General features: G+C 60.0%; 12 protein-coding genes and 1 tRNA gene. 5 read left to right on the top strand and 8 right to left on the bottom strand.

Annotation, left to right across the window (positions count from 1 at the left end; translation table 11 throughout):
* Positions 1–586: 586 nt before the first annotated feature.
* The 3 genes from QZ302_RS02580 to QZ302_RS02570 form a co-directional block, all read right to left on the bottom strand.
* Positions 587–784, bottom strand: coding sequence for a hypothetical protein (locus QZ302_RS02580; RefSeq protein WP_294592145.1), 198 nt, complete (start codon positions 782–784; stop codon positions 587–589).
* A 122-nt stretch (positions 785–906) separates the two neighbouring features.
* Entirely contained in the window at positions 907–1,125 is a 219-nt protein-coding gene (locus QZ302_RS02575) for a hypothetical protein (RefSeq protein ID WP_294592142.1), read from the bottom strand.
* Positions 1,126–1,183: 58 nt separating this feature from the next.
* Entirely contained in the window at positions 1,184–3,697 is a 2,514-nt protein-coding gene (locus QZ302_RS02570) for a glycoside hydrolase family 2 TIM barrel-domain containing protein (RefSeq protein ID WP_294592140.1), read from the bottom strand.
* Between the two features lie 154 nt (positions 3,698–3,851).
* On the opposite strand from QZ302_RS02570, the gene QZ302_RS02565 reads away from it, so the two are divergent.
* A tRNA-Leu gene (locus QZ302_RS02565) sits at positions 3,852–3,935 on the top strand.
* 174 nt (positions 3,936–4,109) lie between these two features.
* Positions 4,110–4,286 carry a histone H1 gene (locus QZ302_RS02560; protein WP_294592137.1) on the top strand — a complete coding sequence of 59 codons (177 nt, stop codon included), beginning with the start codon at positions 4,110–4,112 and terminating at the stop codon, positions 4,284–4,286.
* Positions 4,287–4,395: 109 nt separating this feature from the next.
* On the opposite strand, the gene glmM is transcribed toward QZ302_RS02560, so the two are convergent.
* Positions 4,396–5,793: a phosphoglucosamine mutase gene (gene glmM, locus QZ302_RS02555; protein ID WP_294592135.1), complete on the bottom strand. Its 1,398-nt coding sequence runs from the start codon at positions 5,791–5,793 to the stop codon at positions 4,396–4,398.
* Between the two features lie 72 nt (positions 5,794–5,865).
* Between glmM and QZ302_RS02550 the strand changes: the two genes are divergently transcribed.
* Positions 5,866–7,113, top strand: a complete 1,248-nt coding sequence (locus QZ302_RS02550) for an ABC transporter permease (RefSeq protein ID WP_294592133.1) — start codon at positions 5,866–5,868, stop codon at positions 7,111–7,113.
* 271 nt (positions 7,114–7,384) lie between these two features.
* Complete coding sequence (locus QZ302_RS02545; protein WP_294592131.1) at positions 7,385–7,531, top strand: hypothetical protein; 147 nt, start codon at positions 7,385–7,387, stop codon at positions 7,529–7,531.
* A gap of 111 nt (positions 7,532–7,642) precedes the next feature.
* On the opposite strand, the gene QZ302_RS02540 is transcribed toward QZ302_RS02545, so the two are convergent.
* A complete protein-coding gene (locus QZ302_RS02540) occupies positions 7,643–7,876 on the bottom strand; it encodes a hypothetical protein (RefSeq protein WP_294592130.1) in 234 nt (77 codons plus the stop codon).
* A 90-nt stretch (positions 7,877–7,966) separates the two neighbouring features.
* On the opposite strand from QZ302_RS02540, the gene QZ302_RS02535 reads away from it, so the two are divergent.
* The gene (locus tag QZ302_RS02535) at positions 7,967–9,058 is read left to right on the top strand and encodes an FKBP-type peptidyl-prolyl cis-trans isomerase (RefSeq protein ID WP_294592128.1); all 1,092 of its coding nucleotides are present in this window, start codon (positions 7,967–7,969) and stop codon (positions 9,056–9,058) included.
* Positions 9,059–9,073: 15 nt separating this feature from the next.
* On the opposite strand, the gene QZ302_RS02530 is transcribed toward QZ302_RS02535, so the two are convergent.
* The 3 genes from QZ302_RS02530 to QZ302_RS02520 are packed head-to-tail and all read right to left on the bottom strand — an operon-like array spanning position 9,074 to position 13,326.
* Positions 9,074–9,781 (bottom strand): SAM-dependent methyltransferase, encoded by a 708-nt coding sequence (locus tag QZ302_RS02530; RefSeq protein WP_294592126.1) that lies wholly within the window; start codon positions 9,779–9,781, stop codon positions 9,074–9,076.
* Positions 9,782–9,826: 45 nt separating this feature from the next.
* Positions 9,827–12,388, bottom strand: a complete 2,562-nt coding sequence (locus QZ302_RS02525) for a Smr/MutS family protein (RefSeq protein WP_294592124.1) — start codon at positions 12,386–12,388, stop codon at positions 9,827–9,829.
* Positions 12,389–12,390: 2 nt separating this feature from the next.
* Positions 12,391–13,326, bottom strand: coding sequence for an MlaD family protein (locus QZ302_RS02520; RefSeq protein WP_294592122.1), 936 nt, complete (start codon positions 13,324–13,326; stop codon positions 12,391–12,393).
* Positions 13,327–13,359 lie beyond the last annotated feature (33 nt).

The following is a 13,359-nucleotide window of genomic DNA, read 5'->3' as shown; positions in this document are numbered from 1 at the left end:
GCTTTGGGCTGTGCTCTTGCGACCCAACGGGTCGCGCGGGCCGAAGCCTCCCGCCGCGGAGGCCCGCAACTCGTGAAGCTCGTTTTGGGCCCCGCAGGCTTCGTCCGCTTGAACTGAGAGCGAATAGCGCGATTCCGAGAGGAATCGCCGTCCTTGGCGAGGGCGACGCTTTAGCGGCGCGTGGGGGGCGCGCCGAGGACGAACTTCGCAGAATGGGCGGTGCAGTTGCGGCTCGCAGAGCCGCGCGGGCCGGAGCCATCCCCGGCGTAGGGCCGCAACTCGCGATCCTCGTTGCACCCACGCTGGCTCCGTTCGCCAAATCAAGCCGGATAGGGTAGACACGGCCATCTTTCGCGTGCCTCTCGTCCCCGTTTATTCCGAGAGGCACCGCAACTGAAAACCGCAGACGCGGACGTTCGCGTCGTTGGGATAGAGATATTGCGTACTGAAATTCAAATACGTGCCACGATAGTAGTCGCCCGAATCGTAGAACGCGGACGACCAGCTGAATCCGACTTCGCTGACATTGCCCAGTACGCCATGAGATCCTGCGCGGAAGCCCGGTGCGGTGCTGCTCGGCCCCCGTTTATTCCGAGAGACAACGCAACTGAAAACCGTAGGCGCGATGACTTGCGTTGCTGGGATTGAAGTAATATGGCCGGAAAGCTAAATAGAAGGCTGAAATTTGGCTGATCGATGAAGACCTGCTTGCTCCGTGTTCTCCGGCGCTGTCCATCGAGCCTGAGTTGGCGTGGCGGAAGCCCGGGGCGGTACCGCTCGGCACGCGAACCGGCTTTTCTCTGCCTTAATGGCCCCTCTACCCTAAGTGCCTCTACCCAAACAATCGGGAGTCTCGGGCTCCATCTGCGGTAGGCAGGGCCACTAAAAGACGCTGTGTGTCCCCGTTTATTCCGAGAGGCAACGCAACGGAAGACCGTTGGCACGGGGTGTCGCGTCATTGGGATTGAACTCTTGCGTGCCAAAATGTAAATAAATTCCCTTGGTTTCTCTGGTTGATGAAGACCAGCTGTAACCGTAGTAGCCGATGATCCACAATGCGCCGTTCAGGTGATAGTTGCCCGCGTCGCGGCAGCCCGGGGCGGGGTGTGTCTCGGAGAGAAACAAAGAGCGTCAGGAGATAAAATCCTGACGCTCTTTCGATGATATCCGAAGCGCGAAGCGGTTACCTCACCTGTAAAGTCAATGTCGCCCCCCTGACACCCGGCGCCGTCGCTTCGAAAACGATCTTACCCGGAGCCTCCGCACTCTGCACGATCGCCGTCAACTGACCGCTGAAAAGTTTCATCTGCGGCAGGTGGAACAGCTCCAGCGAAGCCGGATTCCCGTTCGCTGCCGCCCGGTAGCTCCCCGCGCCCTTCACCTTGAATTTGATCTCGCGCGTATCGTCCGGACACAAGTTGCCATCCCGATCCACCACCCGCACGTTGATAAACGAAAGATCCCGGCCCGTCGCATCCAGCACCGTCCGATCCGCCGTCAGTTCAATACGATACGGTTTGCCGGCCGTATGTATCTCCTCGGTCGCCACCGCCCGGCCCGTCGAGTCGTAAGCCACCACACGCACCGTCCCCGGCTCATATTTCGTATCCATCCACATCAGCCGATAGCGTTTTTGCCGTTCGAACGACGCCTGCGCCTCCTTCGTATAAGAACCCTCCACTCTGATCGTCGTATCCTTCGTGCGAATCCCCTGGCTCACCCCGTTGATAAAGAGTTCCGCCGACGGATAGTTGGTGTAGACGAAGACCGGAATCGTATCCCCGATCCGTTCTTCCGGCCACGTCCAATGCGGCAGGATATGCAGCGTCTCGGCAGAAGGGTTCCAGTGGCTGCGATAGAGGTAATAGCGGTCTTTCGGAATCCCCGCCAGGTCGATGATGCCGAACAGCGAACTGTGGCTCGGCCAATTCGTATAGTACGGTGTCGGCTCGCCCAGGTAGTCGAATCCCGTCCAGACGAACTCCCCGAAAGCATACGGCAAATCCTCGTGCTGGATGAAATCGTCCTCCGGCAGGTTCGACCACCCGCAGTGTTCCACATCGTATGACGAGGCCTGATGATCCGGATAGGTCTTCATCGCCGCCCGCACCACAGGGAATTTGTAGACCCCGCGCGAACTGACCGTCGATGCCGTCTCCGTTCCCAGAATGATCCGTTGCGGCAGCTTGCGGTAGTTTTCCGGGTACATGAACGGCCGGTAGTTGAATCCCGGCACCTCCATCACCGCCGCGAAGTTGTTGTTGATCACCGCCCCCGGATTGTCCATCCCCTGCGTCACCGGCCGCGTCGGGTCTTCGCGGTGCGCGATCGACTGCAACCAGTGCGCGATCTTCGCTCCGTGTTCCATCCCCTGTTCCGGCACCTCGTTGCCGATGCACCACATCACCACGCTCGGCGCGTTGCGGTAATGCCGGATCACATTGACCAAGTCTTTTTCCGCCCACGCGTCGAACAGCCGGTTGTAGCCGTTCTGGCACTTCGGCGACCGCCACTCGTCGAACGTCTCGACCATCAGCATCATCCCCATTTCGTCGCAAACCCGCACCAGCTCCGGCGCCGGCATGTTGTGCGACGTTCGGATCGCATTGGCCCCCATGTCTTTCAGCATCCGCACCTGTCGTCGGATCGCCGCCTCGTTCACCGCCGCCCCCAGCGGCCCCAGGTCGTGGTGGTTGCAGACCCCCTTGAAAACCGTTTTCCGGCCGTTGAGGTAGAACCCGTCGTCCGGCCGCACCTCGATCGTCCGAATCCCGAACGGCGTGCTGTATTCGTCCTTCAGGTCGTTCCCCTCGTACAACTTCGACACCGCCGTATAAAGTACCGGATTCTCCAAATCCCACAACGCCGGATTATCAATCACGAAATTCTGTACAAAAACGCCCCCGTCGTACTCGCTGAGTTTCGAAGTCGCCCCCGTCACCACACGCCCCGCACTGTCCAGAATCTCGGTCGCCAACCGATAACGGTTCGGCTCGAATCCCTCCGGCAACACCACCTCCGTCTTCAAGTTGACCTTCGCAAAACGGTCGTTCACCTCCGGCGTGGTCACATACGTCCCCCAAACCGGAATATGTGCCCCGTCGGTCACCACCACATGCACGTTCCGATATAAGCCCGCTCCCGGATACCACCGCGACGACTCCGGCAGGTTCTCCAGCCGCACTGCCACCGTATTATTCATCCCGTCGGCATTCAGGTACGGCGTCACATCGAAATAGAACGAGTTGTAGCCGTACGGCCACTCCCCCGCCTTTTTGCCATTGACCCACACCTGCGCGCCGCTCATCGCCCCGTCGAACTGCAAAGTGACACGTTTATCCTGTTTCGCGCCGAACTCCGGCACGTCGAACCTCGTCCGGTACCATCCGGCGCCCACGAACGGCAGACCGCCCGTTCGTCCGGCATGTTCGCTGGGCTCGACCTGTCCGTCCTGCACGATGGCGACGTTCTGTCGGTCGTTGTTCGGGTTGAACGGCCCGTAGATCGCCCAGTCGTGCGGTACCGTGACACGCTGCCACCGGCTGTCGTCGTAGTCCGTGCGGACGGCGGTTGAGTCGTCGGTGCGGGTGAATCGCCACCCCTTTTCCAGCAGGAATTCGCGCCGGTCGGCCCGAGCGTTCGGCGAGCCCAAGCACCAGAGCCCGAGGGCCAAAAGCAAATAATGTTTCGTTTTCATCTTCGAACGGTTGGTTTTCGGGTAAAGATAACGATTTTATCGTTGCAAATTTCGTCGGCGGGCCTCCCGGCCGGGAGATTTATTTGCGGATTCGGCCTGGAATCCCTATCTTCGCCGCCGTAAGCAGGCGCACACTTCTGCGCGTCGCCGAGAGGCTCCGGTGGTGGAATGGTAGACACGAAGGACTTAAAATCCTTTGGCCATTGCGGCTGTGCGGGTTCAAGTCCCGCCCGGAGTACCCGACGGGCGGTCGATCGACGGATCGACCGCCCGTTTTGTTTTCGGCTAAGAACGGATTTTAGAGCCACTTCCGAAAAAATGTGCCTCTCCGTCGATCAGAAAAGAGCCGGGAGGGCTTGCATTTCGCGGGATTTTACTATTTTTGGCCCCGAAAACTTAACCAAACATCATTATGAAACAACTGCTCGAAAAGATCGCCGCTGAGATTGCGAACTTTCAGGAAAACGCTGCTTTGCAGAGCGAAAAAGGGAACAAAGCTGCCGGGACGCGTGCGCGTAAAGCTACGCTGGAACTGACCAAACTGATGAAAGAGTTCCGTCAGGTATCGCTCGAAGAATCGAAGAAGTAAGGCGATTTTTGCGACTCGCAAAAAATGCGACGAGCGCTTTTCCGACCCGGTCGGAAAAGCGCTCGTTCTTTATACACAGGCGCAGAGGGCCGTGCTGCATGGCAGCCCGCTACAGCAAAGCCTTGATGTCCCGGATGATCCGTTCGGCCAACGCCTCGGCCGCCGCCTTGTCCCGGCTCTCGGCATAGATCCGGATGATGGGCTCCGTATTCGATTTGCGCAGGTGCACCCACTCGGTCGGGAAGTCGATCTTCACCCCGTCGATGTCGTTCACCTTCTCCGAAGCGTATTTCGCCTTCATCTTCGCCAGAATACCGTCCACGTCCGTCCCCGGCACCAGGTCGATCCGGTTTTTCGAAATGTAGTAGGCCGGATAGGTCGTCTTCAGTTCCGACAGCTTTTTACCCGTCTTCGCCAGATAGGTCAGCAACAAAGCCACCCCGACCAGCGCGTCCCGTCCGCTGTGCAACGCCGGATAGATCACTCCGCCGTTCCCCTCGCCGCCGATGACGGCATTCGTCTCGCGCATCTTCGTCACCACATTCACCTCGCCCACCGCCGCCGCGGCATACGACCCGCCGTAACGTGCCGTTACGTCCGCCAGTGCCCGCGACGAGCTCAGGTTCGACACTGTATTGCCCGGCGTCTGCGACAGCACGTAGTCCGCCACCGCCACCAAGGTGTACTCCTCGCCGAACATCGTCCCGTCTTCGTTGATCAGCGCCAGCCGGTCTACGTCCGGATCGACCACGATCCCCAAATCCGCCCCCACGGCCGGCACGCAGGCCGAAATCTCGGTCAGGTGTTCCGGAATCGGTTCCGGGTTGTGCGCGAACCGACCGTCCGGCGTACAGTTCAGCTCCACCACTTCGACCCCCATCGCCTTCAGCAGCTCCGGCATCACGACGCCTCCCACCGAATTGACCGCATCCACCACCACCTTGAACTTCGCGTTCCGCACCGCCGCCACGTTCACCAACGGAAGCGCCAGCACGGCATCGATATGCTGCCGGTCGTACGACTCCCGGGAGACGACGCTCCCGATGCCGTCGATTTCGGCGAACGCATATCCGTCCGTCTCCGCAATCTCCAGCACCCGCGCCCCTTCGGCCGCATTGAGGAATTCACCCTGCCGGTTGAGGAGCTTCAGGGCGTTCCACTGTTTCGGGTTGTGGCTGGCCGTGAGGATGATCCCGCCGTCCGCCCCGTGCCCCGTCACCGCCATCTCGGTGGTAGGGGTCGTGGCCAGTCCGATCGCAATCACATCCACGCCGCAGGCCATCAGCGTCCCTTCGACGATGTCGGACACCATCGCGCCCGAAAGCCGTGCGTCGCGTCCCACTACGACCCGCAGTCTGCGTCCCGCCTGCGCCGCTTCCGGCGTCTGTTCGGCCAGCCACCGGCTGTACGAAGCCGTGAATTTCACTAAATCGAGCGGCGTCAGCGCATCGCCCGGCGTACCGCCGATCGTGCCGCGAATCCCCGAGATGGATTTGATCAGAGTCATGATTATAAACCGTTTTTGTTTTAAATTAAGCGGCAAGTTAGTAATTTAGCCGGACTTATCGTCGCTCAGTTTATGCAATTCGGTACATTTTTTCGGGAAAATCTGCGTCTTTCGTTCGCTTCGATCGTCGGCAACCGGCTCCGTTCGATCCTGACGATCACCATCATCGCGATCGGGATTCTGTCGTTGGTGGGGATCGTCACGGCCATCGAGTCGATCAAGGAGAGCCTGGTCGAGTCGTTCGCTTCGATGGGCACCAACAACTTTTCGATCCGCGACCGGCAGATGTTCAGTATGGGCCGCAACGTGCGTACCCGGAACGACAATTTCATTCCGTACAAACAGGCCTGCGAGTTCCGCGACCGTTTCGAACTTCCTGCCACCGTCTCGTTGTCGATGTATCTGGGCGGCGGGGCGACGGCGCGGTACGGATCGAACGAGACCAACCCGAACCTGACGGTCGCGGCGTTCGATGAAAACGGGTTGCAGAATGCCGGTCTGGAGCTGGCCGAGGGGCGCAGTTTCTCCAAACAGGAGGTCGAGCGGGGCGATGGGGTCATTATCATCGGGAGCAAGATCGCCGAACAGCTTTTTCCGAACGGCGAGCGGCCGGTCGGAAAAATGATTACAGTTTCGGACAGCCGCTACGAGGTGATCGGGGTGCTGGCCTCCCGGGGCAGTAACTTCGGGATGAACAACAATGAGGGGTTGCGGACGATCGTTCCGATTACGACGGCGCAGCGGACTTTCTCCTGGATTCGGGCCAGCACGGCGATTACGGTGACTCCGGCCGATCCGCGGCTGTTGGATTTGGCGATAAGCGAGGCAGAGGGGTTGTTCCGTTCGATCCGGCGGCTGGGAGCGAACGAAGCGGCGGATTTCGCAGTGGAACGGAGCGATGCGATGATCGAGTTGTTGGCCAATGATTTGGCGACGGTCACGCTGGTGGCGTCGATCGTGGGGATTATCACGCTGCTGGGCGCGGCGGTGGGGTTGATGAACATCATGCTGGTGGCGGTCAATGAGCGGACGCGCGAGATCGGTACGCGGATGGCGCTGGGGGCCAAACCGCGGATGATCCGGCAGCAGTTTCTCTTCGAGTCGATCCTGATCAGCCAGTTGGGAGGCGTCTGCGGCATGGTGCTGGGGATCGGATGCGGCAATCTGATCGCTCTCGTGACGGACGGGGCTTTCGTGGTGCCTTGGGGGTGGCTGTTGATCGGGCTGGGGTTGTGTCTGGTGGTGGGGATCGGGTCGGGCTACCTGCCGGCGCGCCGGGCAGCGGGGTTGAATCCGGTCGAGGCGTTGCGGTACGAATAAACGCGATGCGGGCGGCTTGGAATAGGCCGCCCCGGGCTACCGCCATCGGGATAGGGGTACTCCCGGTGATCAGGGTAAATATGGATATAGTTGGTCTTCTTCAACCAACGGTACAAATGGCGCATTCTTGGATTTCGGTACCCAAGCGCTTTATCCTGAATTTATGTACTATCGCGGCTACGGTTTTCAGTTGCGTTGCCTCTCGGAATAAACAGAGAAAACCGCCCCGGGCTTCCGCGACGCGGGCAATAATGGGCGGTTGGGCGGTTTGATGTACGTCGGCAACAATGGACTCAGCTGGTCATCCGCGGTGAGTGGCCCCCACGGCATATTTTTGAGTTTCGACACGCAGTATCTCCATTCCAGCAGCGTGAACCTCCGTGGCCACGGTCTTCCGTTGCGTTGCCTCTCGGAATAAATAGGGTGCCGCTCGGCACGCGAACCGGAAACCTTGTCTCATGTTTGGGGTAGAGGCTGCCTGTTTTGGGATTAGGGCCGAGGCTGCCAGTAGAACGCCCTGTGGGCGCGTTTATTCCGAGAGGCAACGCAACTGAAAACCGTAGGCACGATAGTTCGGGTTGCTCGGGTCGAGCTCCCTGGTGCCGAAAAACAGAAATCTCCCCTGGTCGCGATGGAACGATGAAGAATAGCTGTATCCGTTTCGACAGCTCTCTGTCGGCGCGCCTGACTGTGCGGAGCGGTAGCCCGGGGCGGCGATTGAAAGCCAGTCGGGACTATCCGCAGCCTCGCGGAGGATCGCCACTCGGAAAGCTGTTGCGGATGAAACGGGAAAACGTTATCTTTGTCCGATATCTCCCCCTTGCGGGAGGCTTTTGCAATGAACATGAACGGAATGAGAAAGTTGCGATTCGACAGGCGGGGGCTCATGGCGGCGATTCTGGTCGTCGGGCTGGCGGGCGGATGGTCTTGTGCGAAGAAAGCGCCCGATGTGACGGCCGGGCTGGCGCGCGAGACGTTTGAAGCGTGGGTGGCCAAATATGCCCCGGCGGCTTATGCCAATCCCTGTCAGGACGTCTATGTCGAATTCGTCGAACGGGGGCCTGAGGGCGGGGCGGTACCGGTGTTGGGGTACAGCTGGCTGACGCTCGATTATACAGGAAAGACCCTCGACGGAACGGTGTTCGTCACCCGGTCGGATTCGATCTCGAAACGGGTCGGGAAATTCTCCTATATGACCCATTATGCCGACGACTTCCTGGAGTTTTCGACCTCGTCGACCAAACTGTGCGACGGATTGAGACAGGCTTTACAGACGATGCGCGTGGGGGACTCGGTGAAGGTCTATATACCGATGAACAAAGGATATGCTGCCGGTATGGGGATGAACAGTGCCTATGCGGGAGAGAGCGGTGTTACTTATGCCATGATGCCCATTATGTTCGAGATGCGGCTGCGGGATCTGACCATGTCGCCGTTCGTCTGGGAGCGGGATTCGGCCGAGCGGTATGCGCGTCAGCATTGGGGGACGGACTATCGGAACGATACCGTGGGGATGTTCATGCACATCGAAAAACACAACCCGACGGGAGATACCATTACGAAAGACTCCTCGGTGTATGTCTTTTACGAAGAGTACTTTATGGACGGTTTCCTGGCCGCGACCAACGTGGATACGGTGGCGGCGAAATGGCACTTTACGGCCACTTCGTCGAACGGCGAGTTGAACGAGACGGCGTATGATCCGTTGTTGTTGCAGGGGAGCGCGGGGGCGAATGCTTCGACGAATAAAGTGTTGTATATCGCGGTGCAGCGGATGCGGAAAGGCGAGGTGGCCGAGGTGGTGACGGTTTCGACCTGGGCGCAGGGGGATGCGGGGAGTACGAACGTGACGCCCGAGGTATTGCCTTATCAGCCGATGCGGTACCGGATTCGGGTGCTGGAGAAGTGGCCGGAAGAGGATGAAGACGATGAGGCGGATAAGTGATTCTGGCCCCGAATATTAGAAAAGGATGAAGATGGCGGGACGCTTTTCGAAGAGAGGCGCCCCGCTTTTTTTCCACTCCGCGATTCGTTGCGAACGGACGTATTGATCCGGTTCCGCCAGGTCGCAGGCCACGCAAAGATGGGTTTCGGCGCTGCAAACCGCCAATAAATCGTCGAACAGTTTGCGGTTCCGATACGGCGCTTCGATGAAAATTTGCGTCTGACGCTCTTCGTGCGCCCGCCGTTCGAAACGGCGGATAGCACGCTGCCGTTCCGGTGCCTTCACCGGCAGGTAGCCGTTGAAAGCGAACGACTGTCCGTTGGCTCCCGAAGCCATCAGCGCGAGGGTGATCGAGTTCGGGCCGACGAGCGGTACGACCTCGATCCCGTGCCGGTGAGCCGCGGCGACCAGCAGCGCGCCCGGGTCTGCGATACAGGGAAGTCCCGCTTCCGACATCACGCCGATGTTTTCGCCCCGTTCGAGCAGCGGTTCCAGCATCGGCGCCACCGCTTCCGGCGGCGTGTGTTCGTTCAACTCCGTGAAGACCAACTCGTCGATCGGTCGCCGCAGTCCGCTCCGGGCCAGAAAACGCCGCGCCGTGCGCGTGTTTTCCACCACGAAATAGCCGATCTCGTCCAACAAACGTCGGTTCCCGGCCGGCAAGGTGATGTCCCACGAGGCATTTTCGCCGATCGGCGTCGGTATCAGATACAATTTTCCCATGTCGATGAAATCCGGAGGGCGGATGCGTAAGTCAGGTGTTTCAAATTATCCCACATCGAGCCGCACGACGGTAATCCCCGCCCCGCCGAACTCCTCGTGTTCGTCGGTGGCCGAAACCACCAGCGGCACCGTCCGCAAGTAGCGGCGCACCTCCTCCTTGAGCGCCCCCGTCCCCTTGCCGTGCAGGATCGTCACCTGCGGGAAGCCCAGCATAATCGCCTCGTCCACAAAAGCTTCGACGCTCTGCAACGCCTCCGCCGCCCGCATCCCGCGGATATCCAACTGCTGCTTGAAGTTGAGCCGCTTTTTCGACGTGTCATAGCTCTCCGCCGCCGTGGATGCCATCGGGAAGGAGGAGCCGCTTTTCCGTTGCAATTTCTTGTATTCCGCGTGGGAGACGATCTCCAGCCGACTCTTGTCCACCACGGTCGTTACGTGTCCGAACGCCACCGTCGCCTTTCCCGAACCTTGCAAGGCGAGCACCTCGCCCGCCGCCTGTTGTCCCTTGATCCGGACATGAAATCCCACTTCAATCTCTTTGGGTTTGGCCGGTTTCTCCGGCGCAGTGCTCTCATCCGTCTCCTCCGCTGCCGCACGTTGCGCCTTTCGCTCTCTTCGTCGCTGTTCGCGCTCGCGCAACTGCTTCATTTTCTTGGCGATCGGATCGTCGGCCTCCGATGTCGGCAATGCTGCCGTCTCGCTCCCCGCGATCAACGTGCGGAAGGCGTCGAATTCTCCCCGCACTTCTCTCGTGCGCTCCCGTTCGGCCTGAGACTCGCGAATCTCGCGGATCGTGCGCTCGATCCGACGATTGGCCTCTCCTAAAAGCCGTTCCGCCTCTGCGCGAGCCTCGTGCAATATCTTCGCTTTCTCCGTCTGGATCTCAGACAGTTGAAGCTCGTATTGAGCCGCCGTCCGGTCTATGTTTTTCTCGGCCTGCCGAATCCGTTCGCGTTTCGATTCCCAGTACCGCTTATCCCGCGCCGCTTCGCGGATGTGTTTCTCGGCATTGGCCTGTGCCGCGCCGATCTTTTCCCGCGCCGCCTGGACGATCTCTTCGGGCAAACCCACCTTCCGCGCAATCTCGAATGCGAACGAACTCCCGGGCCGTCCCATCTCCAACCGAAACAGCGGGCGGATGTTCTGCAAGTCGAACGCCATTGCGCCATTGGCGATCCCTGCCGCTCCTGCCGCGTAGTACTTCAGGTTGGCGTAGTGGGTGGTGATAATCCCCCGCACGTGTCGCTCTTCGAGCCGCTGGAGCACCGCTTCGGCAATCGCTCCGCCGGTTCCCGGCTCGGTGCCCGAACCGAACTCGTCGATCAGCACGAGCGACCGCTCGTCGGCACTCCGCAACACGGTCTTCATGTTCACCAGATGCGAGGAATAGGTCGAGAGGTCGTTGTCCAGCGACTGCTGGTCGCCGATGTCGATAAAGAGGCTGTCGAAAATCCCCATCCGGGAGTCGCTCTCCGCCGGCACCAGCCAGCCGCATTGCAGCATGTATTGCAGCAGTCCCGCCGTCTTCAGGCAGACGGACTTCCCGCCCGCGTTGGGCCCCGAGATTAGGAGGATATACTTCTCCGCGGTCAGCGTCAGGTCGAGCGGAACGATCGCCTTCTGCTCCCTCTTCAAGGCCGCTTCGAGCAGCGGATGGCGGGCCTGATGCAGATGTATGGTCGCCTCGTTCCGCAGTTCGGGCAGTCCGGAGTCGGTCTGTACCGCATACCGGGCCTTGGCTTCGATGAAGTCGAGGTCGGTCAGCAAATCGCCGGCCCGGAGCAAAGCGGGCAGTTCCGGCCGGAGCCGGTCGGCGAAGGCGGTCAGGATGCGCACGATTTCGCGCCGCTCTTCGTTGGCCAATTCGCGGAGCTCGTTGTTGAGTTCGACGACTTCGATGGGCTCGATATAGGCGGTGCGTCCGGTCGCCGATTCGTCGTGCACCAGCCCTTTGATTTTCCGTTTATTGACAGCAGCGACCGGAATCACGGTGCGACCGTCGCGCACCGATACTTCGCTTCCCGCCTCGACCCATCCGGCGGCCTGGGCCTGTCGCAGAATGGCCTGAAGCCGCTTGTCCGCCTGCGAGGCTTTCTCGTATTGTGCCTGCCGCAGTCGGGCGAGCTCGGGCGACGCGTGGTCGCGAACGAGACCGCTCTCCGGGTCGATCAGTCGCCCGATCTCCCGGTGCAGCAGGGTGAAGTCTTCGACCGTCGCCGTGCGTTCGCCGAGCAGCGGATAGAGTCGGGAGGTGGCATCGCCTCCTTCGTTTCCCCGCCGGAAGAAGCCGCTCAGCAGGCCGATCTGCTCCAAAGCCCGTTGCAGATCGACCAGTTGCGCCGGTTCCAGATAGGTGTTTTCGATCCGGAGCCGGCGCAGGAAGGTGTTGATATCGGTGTAATGACCGCCCGGATAGTCGCCCTCTGCGGTCAGGATGTCGCGCATTTCGGCGGTTTCGCCCAAGATGCGGGCGAGGGTCGCGAAATCGGTGGTGAACGCAGCATCGCGCACATGCTGTCGTCCGGTGTCGGTGCTACACAACAGCGAAACAGTGTCCCGAATCTGTGCGAATCCGATGCGCTGTTCGAAATCGTGCGGATAGATCATGGTCAGTCGTTCTTTCTGCCGAATACCGAGAAGTGGATATACCGTCCCGGCCGAGCCTTCATGTCCTGCAACAAAAAGGTCAGATCGTTCGACGCCTGGGTCAGATTGTCGTACAGTTGCCGGTCGTAGATCAGTTTTCCTGCGCTCCCCTCCGCGTTATTGATCGCCGCGAGCGCATCGTCGAGCCGTTTCACCGCCGTCGTCGCGTCGTTCAACAAGGTCGGCAGTCCGACGCTCAGCGTGTCGGCCATCCCTTCGACCCGTTCGACGATATCGGTCATATGCGGCGCCGCTTCGGCCAGCTGGCTCGACAAGCGGTTCAGGTCGGCCAGCGTCTGCCGTAAATCTCCCGCCACCATCGCGTCCAGATTGCCGCTGATCGAGTTGGCGTGGGCCAGCACGCCCGACAGATTGGCTACATTCTCCTCGCTCAGCACCGCATTGATCCCGTCCAGCGCCTTCGAGATGCGCGTAACGAGCGTCGTCGCCATCTCCTTGAGCTGGTCGTACTCGGTATTGACCATTTGCAGGATGCCCTGTTCCATCAGCGACCGAATGGTGTCGCCGTCCGCCAGCGTGCTTTTTTCGGAGCCCAGTTGCAGGTCGATCACCTTGGCCCCCATCAGCGAAGCGCTGGTAATCTTGGCCTTAGAGTCGGTCGGTATGGGATAGTCGCGTTTGACGGAAAATTCGGTGACGACTTTACCCGTCTCCACATCGTACCACACCTGTTCGACCGTCCCCACCCGGAATCCCTTGATCGTGACCGGTGACGAAGCCTCGATACCGTCCGAGTTGTCGTACACGGCGTAATACGTATTGTCGCGGCTGAAAATGTCGCGGCTTTTGATGTAGTTGATACCGAGATACAGCAACAGCAACATGGCGATGCCGAACATCCCGATCCGCGCCTCGCGCGAGAATTTTTTCTTTTTCATCGTATTCTGTCTATCGGCCGGAGACGCAGAAAG

The organism is uncultured Rikenella sp. (assembly GCF_910579375.1).
Lineage (GTDB): Bacteria > Bacteroidota > Bacteroidia > Bacteroidales > Rikenellaceae > Rikenella.
Note: the sequence above shows the minus strand (reverse complement) of the source record. Positions and strands in the feature narration are given on the sequence as shown.

What these genes read in the sequence shown, in the direction of transcription:
- QZ302_RS02525 (WP_294592124.1), bottom strand. Translation starts at nt 12,388, where the DNA reads ATGATCTATCCGCACGATTTCGAACAGCGCATCGGATTCGCACAGATT.
- QZ302_RS02535 (WP_294592128.1), top strand. Translation starts at nt 7,967, where the DNA reads ATGAGAAAGTTGCGATTCGACAGGCGGGGGCTCATGGCGGCGATTCTG.
- glmM (WP_294592135.1), bottom strand. Translation starts at nt 5,793, where the DNA reads ATGACTCTGATCAAATCCATCTCGGGGATTCGCGGCACGATCGGCGGT.
- QZ302_RS02530 (WP_294592126.1), bottom strand. Translation starts at nt 9,781, where the DNA reads ATGGGAAAATTGTATCTGATACCGACGCCGATCGGCGAAAATGCCTCG.
- QZ302_RS02520 (WP_294592122.1), bottom strand. Translation starts at nt 13,326, where the DNA reads ATGAAAAAGAAAAAATTCTCGCGCGAGGCGCGGATCGGGATGTTCGGC.
- QZ302_RS02550 (WP_294592133.1), top strand. Translation starts at nt 5,866, where the DNA reads ATGCAATTCGGTACATTTTTTCGGGAAAATCTGCGTCTTTCGTTCGCT.
- QZ302_RS02560 (WP_294592137.1), top strand. Translation starts at nt 4,110, where the DNA reads ATGAAACAACTGCTCGAAAAGATCGCCGCTGAGATTGCGAACTTTCAG.
- QZ302_RS02545 (WP_294592131.1), top strand. Translation starts at nt 7,385, where the DNA reads ATGTACGTCGGCAACAATGGACTCAGCTGGTCATCCGCGGTGAGTGGC.
- QZ302_RS02570 (WP_294592140.1), bottom strand. Translation starts at nt 3,697, where the DNA reads ATGAAAACGAAACATTATTTGCTTTTGGCCCTCGGGCTCTGGTGCTTG.